The organism is Streptomyces mangrovisoli (genome assembly GCF_000974985.2).
Taxonomy (GTDB): domain Bacteria; phylum Actinomycetota; class Actinomycetes; order Streptomycetales; family Streptomycetaceae; genus Streptomyces; species Streptomyces mangrovisoli.
On sequence record NZ_LAVA02000122.1, the window covers coordinates 1 to 12,870 of the forward strand.

The 12,870-nt window shown below is 70.9% G+C and carries 15 protein-coding genes; 4 read left to right on the forward strand and 11 right to left on the reverse strand.

Annotated features, from left to right (window positions below):
• Positions 1-35: 35 nt before the first annotated feature.
• A complete protein-coding gene (locus WN71_RS36725; protein ID WP_071369928.1) occupies positions 36-599 on the reverse strand; it encodes a TetR/AcrR family transcriptional regulator in 564 nt (187 codons plus the stop codon).
• Positions 599-919: a DMT family transporter gene (locus tag WN71_RS36730; protein WP_046592222.1), complete on the reverse strand. Its 321-nt coding sequence runs from the start codon at positions 917-919 to the stop codon at positions 599-601. Before WN71_RS36730 ends, WN71_RS36725 begins: the two co-directional genes overlap by 1 nt.
• A gap of 282 nt (positions 920-1,201) precedes the next feature.
• Between WN71_RS36730 and WN71_RS36735 the strand changes: the two genes are divergently transcribed.
• Positions 1,202-2,035 (forward strand): AbfB domain-containing protein, encoded by an 834-nt coding sequence (locus WN71_RS36735; protein ID WP_046592221.1) that lies wholly within the window; start codon positions 1,202-1,204, stop codon positions 2,033-2,035.
• Between the two features lie 73 nt (positions 2,036-2,108).
• Here the strand turns inward: WN71_RS36735 and WN71_RS36740 are convergent, their stop codons facing one another.
• From WN71_RS36740 to WN71_RS36775, 8 genes are read right to left on the reverse strand one after another with little or no spacing between them, the layout of a single operon-like run.
• Positions 2,109-2,444, reverse strand: a complete 336-nt coding sequence (locus WN71_RS36740) for a metal-sulfur cluster assembly factor (protein ID WP_046592220.1) — start codon at positions 2,442-2,444, stop codon at positions 2,109-2,111.
• A complete protein-coding gene (sufU, locus tag WN71_RS36745; protein WP_046592219.1) occupies positions 2,441-2,908 on the reverse strand; it encodes a Fe-S cluster assembly sulfur transfer protein SufU in 468 nt (155 codons plus the stop codon). Before sufU ends, WN71_RS36740 begins: the two co-directional genes overlap by 4 nt.
• 19 nt (positions 2,909-2,927) lie before the next feature.
• Positions 2,928-4,184, reverse strand: coding sequence for a cysteine desulfurase (locus WN71_RS36750; RefSeq protein ID WP_046592218.1), 1,257 nt, complete (start codon positions 4,182-4,184; stop codon positions 2,928-2,930).
• Positions 4,181-4,945, reverse strand: coding sequence for a Fe-S cluster assembly ATPase SufC (gene sufC / locus WN71_RS36755; protein ID WP_046592217.1), 765 nt, complete (start codon positions 4,943-4,945; stop codon positions 4,181-4,183). The genes WN71_RS36750 and sufC overlap by 4 nt, the downstream gene beginning before the upstream one ends.
• 7 nt (positions 4,946-4,952) lie before the next feature.
• Entirely contained in the window at positions 4,953-5,273 is a 321-nt protein-coding gene (locus WN71_RS36760) for a non-heme iron oxygenase ferredoxin subunit (protein WP_046592216.1), read from the reverse strand.
• Positions 5,270-6,454, reverse strand: a complete 1,185-nt coding sequence (gene sufD / locus WN71_RS36765; RefSeq protein ID WP_046592215.1) for a Fe-S cluster assembly protein SufD — start codon at positions 6,452-6,454, stop codon at positions 5,270-5,272. Before sufD ends, WN71_RS36760 begins: the two co-directional genes overlap by 4 nt.
• Before the next feature lie 54 nt (positions 6,455-6,508).
• A complete protein-coding gene (sufB, locus tag WN71_RS36770; protein ID WP_046592214.1) occupies positions 6,509-7,930 on the reverse strand; it encodes a Fe-S cluster assembly protein SufB in 1,422 nt (473 codons plus the stop codon).
• Complete coding sequence (locus WN71_RS36775) at positions 7,927-8,685, reverse strand: helix-turn-helix transcriptional regulator (RefSeq protein WP_046592213.1); 759 nt, start codon at positions 8,683-8,685, stop codon at positions 7,927-7,929. The genes sufB and WN71_RS36775 overlap by 4 nt, the downstream gene beginning before the upstream one ends.
• A 346-nt stretch (positions 8,686-9,031) precedes the next feature.
• Here WN71_RS36775 and WN71_RS36780 point away from each other — a divergent pair, with 346 nt between their 5' ends.
• From WN71_RS36780 to WN71_RS36790, 3 genes are all read left to right on the forward strand, one after another.
• Complete coding sequence (locus tag WN71_RS36780; protein ID WP_079178398.1) at positions 9,032-9,955, forward strand: ABC transporter ATP-binding protein; 924 nt, start codon at positions 9,032-9,034, stop codon at positions 9,953-9,955.
• A gap of 50 nt (positions 9,956-10,005) precedes the next feature.
• Positions 10,006-10,722: an ABC transporter permease gene (locus tag WN71_RS36785; protein ID WP_240529892.1), complete on the forward strand. Its 717-nt coding sequence runs from the start codon at positions 10,006-10,008 to the stop codon at positions 10,720-10,722.
• A gap of 156 nt (positions 10,723-10,878) precedes the next feature.
• Positions 10,879-11,889, forward strand: coding sequence for a COX15/CtaA family protein (locus WN71_RS36790; RefSeq protein WP_046592210.1), 1,011 nt, complete (start codon positions 10,879-10,881; stop codon positions 11,887-11,889).
• 12 nt (positions 11,890-11,901) lie between these two features.
• Here WN71_RS36790 and WN71_RS36795 read toward each other — a convergent pair whose 3' ends face one another.
• Positions 11,902-12,648: a nucleotidyltransferase domain-containing protein gene (locus WN71_RS36795; protein WP_046592209.1), complete on the reverse strand. Its 747-nt coding sequence runs from the start codon at positions 12,646-12,648 to the stop codon at positions 11,902-11,904.
• Positions 12,649-12,870: the final 222 nt, after the last annotated feature.

Consider the following 12,870-nt stretch of genomic DNA (forward strand, 5'->3'; position numbering starts at 1 on the left):
GCCCCAGGCTGCCCGCTCCCGCCCAGCCCCCGACGTCACCCCGCCGTCGCCCCCGCCCCCGCCCCCGCCAGCACCCGCCGCAGCGTCTCGCGGGCGAACGGTTCGTCGTACGGGGTGCCCGTCAGCAGGGACTGGAGGCAGATGCCGTCCATCGCCGCCACGAGGGCCCGCGCGGTGGCCGGGTCCGTGCGGGCTGTGAGGCTCTCGGCGGTGTCCCGCATCCACTCCGCGGCCACCGGGCGCAGGGCGGGCCTGCGCAGGGCCGCCAGATACAGCTCGTACTCCAGCTCCACCCCGGTGCGGTCGCCGCCCAGCCACTCGCCCAGCACCCGGGCCAGCCCCGCGGCCAGATCGGATCCGGGGTCGGCCAGCGCCCCGCTGCCCGCCAGGACCGTCGCGAAGCCCTCGTTGGCCTGGCGGAGCGCGGCGACCATCAGTTCGTCGAGACCCGCGAAGTGGTAGGTCGTCGAGCCGAGCGGCACATCGGCCTCGGCGGCGACGGCGCGGTGGGTGAGTCCGGCGATGCCCTTCGCGCCGACGACCCGGATCGCCGCGTCGATGATCCGCTGCCGCCGGGCGGGGTCGTGGCGCCGGGGCATCAGTGCGCCCCGCCCAGGTTCAGCACGACAACCCCGAGGACGATCAGCACGATCCCCGCGACCTTGGCGGCGCCCAGCCCCTCGCCGAAGAGCAGCATCCCGAGCACGGCGATGCTCGCGGTGCCGATGCCGGACCAGATGGCGTAGGCCGTGCCTATCCCGACCGTCCGCAGGGTCAGGGCGAGCAGCGCGAACGAGACGACGTAGCCGAGCACGGTCAGCAGCGACGGACCCGGTCTGCTGAAGCCCTCGCTGTACTTCATGGCCGTCGTCGCGGTCACCTCGGCGGCGATCGCCGCGACGAGCCACACGTATCCCATGTGTACGAGCGTACACAACGGTCGCGCGAGCGCCGCGGGGACGGCGGCCCACGCCGGGTGCGCGACACCTGATACGGAACATTGACGGACAGTCATAAGCAAAGCGCAGCACGGTGGTTGGGACGAAACGGAACGGCCACGAGGGGACTTCGGGCGGCACCCGGATCCGTCGGCGAAACCGGTGCTACGGGGCCCCCGCTTCCACTAGGGTTTCACCGCTCGCGCACATCCCCCCCACCCCGTCACCACCGGCCGCCGTCCGGCGCAGCTGGAGGATCATGTATGCCTGACAGACCTGCCCTGCCGCCCTCGAACCGTCCCTGGGACGGCGGCTGGCCCCCTGACACCTCCCGGACCCCGGGGACCCGGCGCCTGTGGCTGGCCGGCGCGCTGGCGCTCGCCACGGCCTGCGCCTGCGTGACGGCGGTCGGCCTCGGCTCGCGGGACCCCGACGTGTCCTCGTCCCCGGCCGCGCGGGCGACGGGACAACTGGACGCCGGGCCGGGGCTGCTGTCCTTCGCCTCGCCCTCCGCGGCGGAGGCCGAACGCCCGGCCACGGTGGACCGGTCGGCCTCGGCGAAGGCCGGGAAGCGGGACGGCAGTTCGTCGCCCACGCCCTCAGCCCGTACGTCGGCGTCGGCGGACCCGTCGAAGTCCGGCGGCTCGAAGGGCGGGGCGGCCACGTCCCCCTCGACCACCCGCTGGGTGTCGGTCCGCTCGGTCAACTACCCCGACCGCTACTGGAAGGTGAGCGACGGGCGGGTCGAGCTCGACCCGCTCGGCTCGGCCGCCGCCCGGCGCGCCGCCACCTTCAAGCTGGTCAAGGGTCTTGCCGACAGCTCCTGTTACTCCTTCGTCACCGCGGACGGCAGCTATCTGCGGCACCGGGACTTCGTGCTGCGCGCCGAACGGGACGACGGCTCACGGCTGTTCGAGCAGGACGCCACGTTCTGCTCGCACCCGGCCTCGGCCTCGGGCGCGGTGACGCTGGAGTCGGTCAACTACCCGGACCGGTTCCTGCGCCACCGCGACTTCCAGCTGAAGCTGGAGACCCGGCAGTCCGGCGAGCTCTACGGCGAAGACTCGGCGTTCCGGCTGGTGGCCGGCGTCTCCTGAGGCGGCGAACGGTGAAGGGGCGGCACCCCGTGGGTGCCGCCCCTTCACCATGTCCTGCCGTGTCCTGCGTGACTCAGACGTTGAACCCGAGCGCCCGCAGCTGCTCGCGCCCGTCGTCCGTGATCTTGTCCGGGCCCCACGGCGGCATCCAGACCCAGTTGATCCGCAGCTCGTTGACGAGGCCGTCCGTGGCGGACTTGGCCTGGTCCTCGATCACGTCGGTCAGCGGGCAGGCCGCCGACGTGAGGGTCATGTCGATCGTCGCGATGTTCGCGTCGTCGATGTGGATGCCGTAGATCAGGCCCAGGTTGACGACGTCGATGCCCAGTTCGGGGTCGACGACGTCGTACAGGGCCTCGCGGACCTCGTCCTCGGAGGCCGGCTTCAACTGCTCGACGGTGTCACTCATGCGGTCTTCCTTTCGGCGTCGGCCCCGCTCAGCGCCTGCGCCGTCGCGTCCTTCCACGCCATCCAGCTCAGGAGGGCGCACTTCACCCGTGCCGGGTACTTGGAGACGCCGGCGAACGCGACGGCGTCCTCCAGCACCTCCTCCATGGCGTCGTCGGGCTCGATCCTGCCCTTGGACTGCATCAGCTCCAGGAAGGTCTCCTGGATCTTCTGCGCGTCCGCCAGGTCCTTGCCGACCAGCAGGTCGTTCAGCACGGAGGCCGACGCCTGGCTGATCGAGCAGCCCTGGCCCTCGTAGCTGACGTCCTCGATCGTCGTGCCGTCGTACTTCACACGGAGCGTGATCTCGTCGCCGCACGTCGGGTTCACATGGTGCACCTCGGCGTCGCCGTCCCGGAGACCACGCCCGTGCGGGTGCTTGTAGTGGTCCAGGATGACTTCCTGGTACATCGAGTCCAGCTTCATGCGATCGCTCGCCAACCCCTCAGCCGAAGAAGTTCCGTACGTGCTCCAGGCCGTCGACCAGAGCGTCGATCTCGGTCGGCGTGGAGTACAGATAGAACGACGCTCGCGTGGTCGCCGGAATTCCGTACCGCAGGCAGACCGGGCGGGCGCAGTGATGACCGACACGCACCGCGATGCCCTGCTCGTCGAGGACCTGGCCCACGTCGTGCGGGTGGATGTCGCCGAGCGTGAAGGAGATCGCGGCCCCGCGGTCCTCGGCCGTGGTCGGGCCGATGATCCTGAGGTCCGGGACCTCGCCGAGCCGCTTCACCGCGTACTCGGTGAGCGCGTGCTCGTGGGCGAGGATCTTGTCCATGCCGATCGAGTTCAGATAGTCGATCGCCGCGCCGAGGCCGACCGCCTGCGCGATCGGCGGGGTGCCCGCCTCGAACTTGTGCGGGGCGGGAGCGTAGGTCGACGAGTGCATCGACACGGTCTCGATCATCTCGCCGCCGCCGAGGAACGGCGGCAGGTCCTCGAGGAGTTCCTGGCGGCCCCAGAGCACGCCGATGCCGGTCGGGCCGCACATCTTGTGGCCGGTGAAGGCCACGAAGTCGGCCTGGAGGGCCTGCACGTCCAGCGGCATGTGCGGCGCGGCCTGCGAGGCGTCGATGCACACCAGCGCGCCGACCTCCTGGGCGCGGCGGACTATCGCCTCGACCGGGTTGACGGTGCCGAGGATGTTGGACACCAGCACGAAGGAGACGATCTTCGTCTTCTCCGTGATGATCTCGTCGATGTTCGACAGGTCGAGGCGGCCGTCGTCGGTCAGGCCGAACCACTTCAGCTTCGCGCCGGTGCGCTGCGCGAGCAGCTGCCACGGAACGATGTTGGAGTGGTGCTCCATCTCGGTGATGACGATCTCGGTCTCGTGGTCCACGCGGTAGGGCTCGTCGGCCCAGCCCAGCATGTTCGCCACGAGGTTGAGCGACTCGGAGGCGTTCTTGGTGAAGATCACCTCGTCGCGGCTCGGCGCGTTGACGAACTCGGCGACCTTGTCGCGCGCGCCCTCGTACAGCGCCGTGGCCTCCTCGGCGAGCACATGCACACCGCGGTGGACATTGGCGTTGTAGCGCTCGTAGTACTCGCTCAGGGCGTCGAGCACCTGGCGCGGCTTCTGCGAGGTCGCCGCGTTGTCCAGGTACACGAGCTTCTTGCCGTCGTGGACCAGTCGGTCCAGGACGGGGAAGTCCTTGCGGATCGCCTCTGTGTCGAGGAGGCCCGGCAGCTGTGTCACGCGGATGCGCCACCCTTCACGTATGCCTCGTAGCCCTCGTTCTCCAGCTTGTCCGCGAGCTCCGGGCCGCCGGACTCGGCGATGCGGCCGTCGGCGAAGACGTGGACGTGGTCGGGCTTGATGTAGCGCAGGATGCGCGTGTAGTGCGTGATCAGCAGGGTGCCGACCTCGCCGGTCTCGCGGACGCGGTTGACGCCCTCGGAGACGATGCGAAGGGCGTCGACGTCGAGACCGGAGTCGGTCTCGTCGAGGATCGCGACCTTCGGCTTGAGCAGTTCGAGCTGGAGGATCTCGTGGCGCTTCTTCTCACCGCCGGAGAAGCCCTCGTTGACGTTGCGCTCGGCGAAGGAGGGGTCCATGTTGAGGCGCTCCATGGCCTCCCTGACCTCCTTGACCCAGGTGCGCAGCTTGGGGGCCTCGCCGCGGACGGCGGTGGCGGAGGTGCGAAGGAAGTTGGAGACGGAGACGCCGGGGACCTCGACCGGGTACTGCATGGCGAGGAACAGGCCCGCGCGGGCGCGCTCGTCGACGGACATCTCCAGGACGTCCTCGCCGTCGAGCAGCACGGTGCCGCTGGTGATCGTGTACTTCGGGTGACCGGCCAGGGAGTAGGCGAGGGTCGACTTGCCCGAGCCGTTGGGGCCCATGATGGCGTGCGTCTCGCCCTGCTTCACGGTCAGGTCGACGCCCTTGAGGATCTCCTTCGTGGCGTTGTCGGCCTCGACGGTGACGTGCAGGTCTCGGATTTCAAGCGTTGCCATGGGTGCCTCAGGACTCCTGGGAGAGGGAGACGAGCACATCGTCCCCTTCGATCTTTACGGGGTATACGGGGACGGGGCGCGTCGCGGGAAGACTGTCGGGCTTGCCGGAGCGCAGGTCGAAGCGTGAGCCGTGCAGCCAGCACTCGATGTGGCAGTCGTCGACCTCGCCCTCGGCGAGCGAGACGTTCGCGTGCGAGCAGATGTCGTGGATCGCGAACACCTCCCCCTCGGTGCGGACGACGGAGACCGGCGTGCCGTCGAGTTCCACCCTTTTGGGGGTGTCCTCCTCCAGCTCGCCCAGGCCGCAGGCGCGTACGAAGGCCGTCATGCGACCGACGCCTCCAGCTCCTCTTCGATCCTGGCGATGAGGCGCTCCTCGATGTCCGGGACGCCGATCTGCTGGACCAGCTCGGCGAAGAAGCCGCGGACCACCAGGCGGCGGGCGTCGTGCTCCGGGATGCCGCGAGCCATCAGGTAGAAGAGCTGCTCGTCGTCGAAGCGGCCGGTGGCGGAGGCGTGGCCGGCGCCGACGATCTCGCCGGTCTCGATCTCCAGGTTCGGCACCGAGTCGACCCGGGCGCCGTCCGTGAGGACGAGGTTGCGGTTCATCTCGTAGGTGTCGGTGCCCTCGGCCTTGGCCTCGATGAGGACGTCGCCGATCCACACGGCGTGCGCGTCGTCGCCCTGGAGCGCGCCCTTGTAGACGACGTTGGACTTGCAGTGCGGGGTGTTGTGGTCGACCAGCAGGCGGTGCTCCTGGTGCTGGCCGGCGTCGGTGAAGTACACGCCGAGCAGCTCGGCCTCGCCGCCGGGGCCGGCGTACGTCACGCGCGGGTGCAGCCGTACGACGTCGCCGCCGAAGGTGACGACCACGGACTTGAAGGAGGCGTCGCGGCCGATCAGGGCGTTGTGCTGGGCCACGTGCACGGCCTTGTCGTCCCAGTCCTGGACGGAGACGACGGTCAGCTTGGCGCCGTCGCCGAGCAGGTAGTCGACGTTGGCCGCGAGCACGGCGTCACCGGTGTGGTCGATGACGACGACGGCCTCGGCGAACGCGCCCAGCTCGATGACCTGGTGGCCGAAGGCGACCCCGCCCTCGCCGTGCACGGCGATGCGGATCGGCTCGGTGAGGACGGTCTCCTTGGGCACGGTGACCACGCCGGCCTGCTCGAACGCGGAGTAGGCCTGGGCGGCGACCCGGTCCACCGGGGTGCCGGCCCGGCCGAGCCGCGCGTCCTCGCGGCCGACCAGCTCGACGGTGACGCCCTCGGGGGCCTCGACGTCGACCTTCACGCCCTCGCCGGTGGCCACCGCGGTGCCGTCGTGCAGCCCGCGCAGGCGCTCCAGGGGGGTGAACCGCCACTCCTCCTCCCGGCCGTGCGGGACCGGGAAGTCCGTCACGGCGAAGGAGGGGGGTGCGCTCATGCGCGTGGCGACGGTGGACTCGGCGGCCACCGCGATGGCGCCGGCGGTGGTGGAGCCCACCGGGGAGTTCTGAGCCTCAGCCATGGCTGTGGTCTGCTCGCTTTCTTACGTGAGTGGCTTGACGGTGACGGCGGCGGCTCAGCCGACCGCGCCTTCCATCTGGAGCTCGATCAGGCGGTTCAGCTCAAGGGCGTACTCCATGGGGAGCTCCTTGGCGATCGGCTCGACGAAGCCGCGCACGATCATCGCCATCGCCTCGAACTCGGTCAGTCCGCGGCTCATCAGGTAGAAGAGCTGGTCGTCGGAGACCTTGGAGACGGTCGCCTCGTGGCCCATGGAGACGTCGTCCTCGCGGACGTCCACGTAGGGGTACGTGTCGGAGCGGGAGATGGTGTCGACCAGCAGCGCGTCGCAGAGCACGTTGGACTTGGAGCCCGCGGCGCCCTCGCCGATCTCGACCAGGCCGCGGTAGGAGGTGCGTCCGCCGCCGCGCGCCACCGACTTGGAGACGATGTTCGACGACGTGTTCGGCGCCATGTGGACCATCTTGGAGCCGGCGTCCTGGTGCTGGCCCTCGCCCGCGAAGGCGATGGAGAGGGTCTCGCCCTTGGCGTGCTCGCCCATCAGGTAGACGGCCGGGTACTTCATCGTCACCTTGGAGCCGATGTTGCCGTCGATCCACTCCATGGTCGCGCCCTCGTAGGCGACGGCACGCTTGGTGACCAGGTTGTAGACGTTGTTCGACCAGTTCTGGATGGTCGTGTAGCGGCAGCGGGCGTTCTTCTTGACGATGATCTCGACGACCGCGGAGTGCAGCGAGTCCGACTTGTAGATCGGGGCGGTGCAGCCCTCGACGTAGTGCACGTAGGCACCCTCGTCGACGATGATCAGGGTCCGTTCGAACTGGCCCATGTTCTCCGTGTTGATACGGAAGTAGGCCTGGAGCGGGATCTCGACGTGCACGCCCTTCGGCACGTAGATGAAGGAGCCGCCCGACCACACGGCGGTGTTCAGGGAGGCGAACTTGTTGTCGCCGACCGGGATGACGGTGCCGAAGTACTCCTTGAAGAGCTCCGGGTGCTCCTTCAGCGCGGTGTCGGTGTCGAGGAAGATGACACCCTGCTCCTCCAGGTCCTCGCGGATCTGGTGGTAGACGACCTCGGACTCGTACTGGGCCGCGACACCGGCGACGAGGCGCTGCTTCTCCGCCTCGGGGATGCCGAGCTTGTCGTACGTGTTCTTGATGTCCTCGGGCAGGTCCTCCCAGGACTCCGCCTGCTTCTCCGTGGAGCGCACGAAGTACTTGATGTTGTCGAAGTCGATGCCCGACAGGTCGGAACCCCAGCTGGGCATGGGCTTCTTCTCGAAGAGGCGCAGGCCCTTGAGGCGGAGCTTGGTCATCCACTCCGGCTCGCTCTTCTTCGCGGAGATGTCACGGACGACGTCCTCGTTGATGCCGCGCTTGGCGGAGGCGCCGGCCGTGTCGGAGTCGGCCCAGCCGTATTCGTACTTGCCCAGACCCTCGAGTTCGGGGTGGGCAGTCTCCGTGGGGAGCGTCATGCGGGGTTCCTCCCGGCCGTGCTAGCAGATGCGTTGTGGGTCTTGTGGGCGGGTGCGGCGTCGGGAATGAACGTCGTGCAGACGCCGTCGCCGTGCGCGATGGTGGCCAGCCGCTGTACGTGGGTGCCGAGCAGCTGCGAGAAGAATTCCGTCTCCGCCTCGCAGAGCTGCGGGAACTTCTCCGCCACATGGGCCACCGGGCAGTGGTGCTGGCAGAGCTGCTCACCCTTGTGCGGGAGGGGCGCGCTGCGCGCCGTAGCAGCGTACCCGTCGGCGCTGAGGGCCTTGGCCAGGGCCTCCGTGCGCTCCTCGGGGGCGGCCGACTCGATGGCCGCGCGGTAGGCGGCGGCCTGCTCGGCGATCCTCGCGCGGGCGAAGGCGACGACGGCCTCGTCCCCGCCGAAGCGCTCCTGGATGAAACGGAGCGCGTCGGCCGCGAGGGTGTCGTAGGACTGGTCGAAGGCGTCCCGGCCGCAGTCGGTGAGCGCGAACACCTTGGCGGGCCGGCCACGCGTGCGCGCGCCGTACACCCGCTGCTCGCGGGCTTCCACGACATCGTCGGCGACCAGTGCGTCGAGGTGGCGGCGGACGGCGGCCTGGGTGAGGCCGAGGCGCCCGGCGAGCTCGGCGACGGTCGACGGCCCGTGGTCCAGGATGGACCGCGCGACTCGGTTGCGCGTCGAGCGCTCACCGGTCGCGAGCTCCTCCTGGGAGGTCCCCACCGGGGTCTCCCGAGCCTCGCCGACGTTTTTCACAACGCCATTGTTGCGTAATTCTTCAGAGCGGGGCAAGCCGCCCCCCGGCGGGCGGGCGGTGCCCTGCATCACTTAGGTGTACCTAATCTGACCTGCGGAAACGATCTTTGATCGATCAGCCGCGAGGGGTGCGTACGGCCCCGCCCGGCATCCGAGCCGGGGGCTCCGGACCCCCTCCGCACCCCTTCCGACCGGCGACGATGCCCCCTCGGCGGGCCCTTCGCACGGCCGCGCACACGGCGGCGCACGGCACCCCGGGAAGCTCCCCGGCGCGCCGATCGTGCTCCCCGCGGACTTCCGCACCCGCCGGTTCCAAGCGGTGGGCGGCTACCTAGACTCTTGGGCCATGCGAAGTGAAACCGTGGTCCAGGTCCAGGCCCTGGTGAAGCGCTACGGCTCGAAGACCGCGGTGAACGGCCTCGATCTGACCGCCCGGGCGGGGGTCACCGCCGTCCTCGGCCCCAACGGCGCCGGCAAGACGACGACGATCGAGACCGCCGAGGGCTACCGGCGGCCGGACTCCGGCACCGTACGCGTCCTCGGCCTCGACCCGGTCAGGGAAGCCGGCGCCCTGCGCCCGCGGATCGGCGTGATGCTCCAGTCCGGCGGCGTCTATTCCGGCGCCCGCGCCGAGGAGATGCTGCGCCATGTCGCGAAGCTGCACGCGCGCCCGCTCGACGTGGACGCGCTGATGGAGCGGCTCGGCCTCGGCTCCTGCGGCCGGACCAGCTACCGGCGGCTGTCCGGCGGGCAGCAGCAGCGGCTCGCCCTCGCCATGGCCGTCGTGGGACGCCCGGAGCTGGTCTTCCTCGACGAGCCCACGGCCGGACTCGACCCGCAGGCCCGCCGCGCCACCTGGGACCTGGTGCGCGACCTGCGCGCGGACGGCGTCTCGGTGATCCTCACCACCCACTACATGGACGAGGCCGAACAGCTCGCCGACGACGTCGCCGTCATCGACGCCGGGCGGGTCATCGCCCAGGGCTCCCCCGAGCAGCTGTGCCGCGGCGGCGCCGAGAACACTCTGCGCTTCACCGGCCGCCCCGGCCTCGACGTCGGCTCGCTGCTCAAGGCGCTGCCCGCGGACTGCTCGGCCGCGGAGCTGACGCCGGGCGCCTACCGGGTCGCCGGCAAGGTCGACCCGCAGCTGCTCGCGACCGTCACCTCCTGGTGCGCCCAGCACGGCGTGATGCCGGAGAAGATCTCCGTCGAACGCCACACCCTCGAAGACGTCTTCCTCGAACTGACCGGCAAGGAGCTGCGGTCGTGACCACCGTCGGTACGTACGCCCCCCAGCCCGGCGCCGCCCCGCTCCCCCGCATGATCGCGGCGCAGGCGGCGCTGGAGACCAAGATGCTGCTGCGCAACGGCGAGCAGCTGCTGCTGACCGTCGTGATCCCGACGCTGCTGCTGGTCCTGTTCAGCTCGGTCGACATCGTGGACACCGGCAAGGGCAGGGCGGTCGACTTCCTCACCCCGGGCGTCCTGGCGCTCGCCGTGATGTCGACCGCGTTCACCGGCCAGGCCATCGCGACCGGCTTCGAGCGGCGCTACGGCGTCCTCAAGCGGCTCGCGGCCTCCCCGCTGCCGCGCTGGGGGCTGATGACCGCCAAGACGGCGTCGGTGCTGGTCACCGAGGTCCTCCAGGTGCTGCTGCTGACGGTCATCGCGTTCGCGCTCGGCTGGTCGCCGCACGGGAACCCGCTGACCGTGCTGCTCCTGCTGGTGCTCGGCACCGCCGCGTTCTCCGGGCTCGGCCTGCTGATGGCGGGCACCCTCAAGGCGGAGGCCACCCTGGGCGCCGCCAACCTGGTCTTCCTGCTGCTGCTCGTCGGCGGCGGCGTCATCGTGCCGCTGGACAAGTTCCCGCAGGGCGCGCAGGACGTGCTCGGCCTGCTGCCCATCTCGGCGCTGTCCGACGGGCTGCGCGCGGTGCTCCAGCACGGCACCGGCACCCCCTGGGGCGACCTGGGCGTCCTCGCGGTGTGGGCGGTCGCGGGACTCGGCGCGGCCGGCGCGTTCTTCCGCTGGGAGTAGGCCGCGTCCATGACCGGAAGCGAACCGGGTGCCGGCGGGGACAGGCCCGAGGCCGACCCTCGTGAAGCTCGGAGCGGGACGAAGGGCGACCCTCGTGAAGCTCGGAGCGGGACGAAGGCCGACCCTCGTGAACGCGTGCACAAGCAGCCGCCTACGATGGTGCGCGTGCCAAAGCTGACCCGCGCCGACGCCCTCGCCGCCGTGCGCAACCCGCTCTCCTTCATCGCCGCACGCTGGACGCCGGATGCCCGGACCGTCCGGCGGGCGGCGCTCGCCGCGCTCGTGATGTCGGTCGTCATCGTCGTCACCGGCGGCGCCGTCCGGCTCACCGGCTCCGGCCTGGGCTGCCCGACCTGGCCCACCTGCACGGACGACTCCCTCACCACGACGAGCGCGATGGGCGTCCACGGCGCCATCGAGTTCGGCAACCGGATGCTGACGTACGTGCTGTGCGCGGCCGTCGGCTGGGCGATCGTCGCGGCACGCGCGCAGCAGCCGTGGCGGCGGGACCTGACCCGGCTCGGCTGGGCCCAGTTCTGGATCGTGATGAGCAACGCGATCCTCGGCGGGATCGTGGTCCTGGTGGGCCTGAACCCGTACACGGTCGCGGCCCACTTCCTGCTGTCGACGGCGCTGATCACCGTCGCCACGCTGATGTGGCAGCGCACCCGGGAGGGTGACGCGGCGCCCCGGCCACTGGTCGGCGCGGCGGTACGGCAGCTGGTGTGGTTCCTGGTGGCCGCGTCGGTGCTGCTGATCGCGGTCGGCACGGTCGTCACCGGCGCCGGCCCGCACGCGGGCGACTCCAACGAGGTCGACCGCATCCCGATCGACTGGGAGACGGTCGCCAAGCTGCACGCCGTGCTCGCGTGGATCGTGGTGACGCTGACGTTCGCGCTGTGGTTCGTGCTCAAGGCGGTCGACGCGCCCAAGGGGCCGCAGGACCGCACCCGCGACCTGTTCCTGATCCTGCTCTCGCAGGGCGTCATCGGGTACGTCCAGTACTTCACCCATCTGCCCGAGGCCCTGGTCGCCCTGCACATGCTGGGCTCCTGCCTGGTGTGGATCGGGGTGCTGCGGGTGCTGCTCGCGCTGCGCGAACGGCCGGAGACGGTGGCGGAGCTGCCGGGACCGGCGACGGAGGCGACGGTCGGCTCCCGGGCCTGACGGCCTTTTTCCTCAGCCGTACGCCGTGACCAGCGCGTCGATCGCCGGTGCGAGGAAGCTCCTGGTCAGCTCGGCCCGGTGGACAGTCCACGGCTCGGTCGGCGGCTCGCCCGGCCCGTCGTAGCGGCGCCGCCTGACGTCCTCGACGACCTCGGCCGGCGCGCCGAGGCCGGGCAGCGCGTCCAGCGCCTCCCGCTTGGGGACGAGCCGCCCCTCGCGCAGGGTGATCACCGCCCGTGCGTGGGTCGTCAGGCCCAGGTCGACCCAGATGTCCTGCCGCCACAGCCGCGGCCTGTCGACCGCGGGCCGCCAGAACTCCCGCTGGTCGCGCACCACGAACGCGCCGAGCTCGGCGTCCGGCACCGGCGGCAGCAGCCGGTCCGGCGCGGCCCCGTACAGCACGCGCCCGAAGGCGGCCAGCTCCCGCCGGGTTACCGGGGTGACCGGCCGGCTCAGCACGTGCTCGTGCGCCCAGGTCAGGTGCGCGCGCCCGGCGTCACCGAGGGTGTCCGGGGCGAGGTAGGAGCAGTGCAGCCGGTCGGCGAGCGGCTCCGCGCGCAGCGCGCGATGCAGGGTGACGACGGCCCGCGCGGTCCGGATTCCGGCCGGCCGCGGCAGTACGGCGACCAGGTCGAGGTCGCTGCGCCCCTCCTGGTAGTCCCCACCGGCCAACGAGCCGTGCGCCCACACGGCGACGGGGTCCAACGGCACGAGCCGCTCGAGAAACCGGGCGAGCAACACGTCCGTGGGCGTCGGCATGCCCCACATTCTGCGCGGCCGGCCCCGCCGGGTACACCCTCCGGGCGGCGCCCCTGGGGGCGCGGGGAACCGCGCGCTCAGCCACCGCCGGGCCGCGGCCGCGAAGCGACGGTTGCACTCCGTGTGCGGGCGCGTCGTGGCCGATCGCGCAGTTCCCCGCGCCCCTGACGGGGCACCAGCCCCACCCCCGCTTACTGACTTCGGCGCTTCAAGGTGAGGCGA

Bases quoted from the DNA above. Each gene is read 5' to 3' on its own strand.
- sufC (WP_046592217.1), bottom strand. From the start codon at position 4,945: ATGGCAACGCTTGAAATCCGAGACCTGCACGTCACCGTCGAGGCCGAC.
- WN71_RS36785 (WP_240529892.1), top strand. From the start codon at position 10,006: ATGATCGCGGCGCAGGCGGCGCTGGAGACCAAGATGCTGCTGCGCAAC.
- WN71_RS36735 (WP_046592221.1), top strand. From the start codon at position 1,202: ATGCCTGACAGACCTGCCCTGCCGCCCTCGAACCGTCCCTGGGACGGC.
- sufU (WP_046592219.1), bottom strand. From the start codon at position 2,908: ATGAAGCTGGACTCGATGTACCAGGAAGTCATCCTGGACCACTACAAG.
- WN71_RS36790 (WP_046592210.1), top strand. From the start codon at position 10,879: ATGGTGCGCGTGCCAAAGCTGACCCGCGCCGACGCCCTCGCCGCCGTG.
- WN71_RS36725 (WP_071369928.1), bottom strand. From the start codon at position 599: ATGCCCCGGCGCCACGACCCCGCCCGGCGGCAGCGGATCATCGACGCG.
- WN71_RS36795 (WP_046592209.1), bottom strand. From the start codon at position 12,648: ATGCCGACGCCCACGGACGTGTTGCTCGCCCGGTTTCTCGAGCGGCTC.
- sufD (WP_046592215.1), bottom strand. From the start codon at position 6,454: ATGGCTGAGGCTCAGAACTCCCCGGTGGGCTCCACCACCGCCGGCGCC.
- WN71_RS36730 (WP_046592222.1), bottom strand. From the start codon at position 919: ATGGGATACGTGTGGCTCGTCGCGGCGATCGCCGCCGAGGTGACCGCG.
- sufB (WP_046592214.1), bottom strand. From the start codon at position 7,930: ATGACGCTCCCCACGGAGACTGCCCACCCCGAACTCGAGGGTCTGGGC.
- WN71_RS36740 (WP_046592220.1), bottom strand. From the start codon at position 2,444: ATGAGTGACACCGTCGAGCAGTTGAAGCCGGCCTCCGAGGACGAGGTC.
- WN71_RS36760 (WP_046592216.1), bottom strand. From the start codon at position 5,273: ATGACGGCCTTCGTACGCGCCTGCGGCCTGGGCGAGCTGGAGGAGGAC.
- WN71_RS36780 (WP_079178398.1), top strand. From the start codon at position 9,032: ATGCGAAGTGAAACCGTGGTCCAGGTCCAGGCCCTGGTGAAGCGCTAC.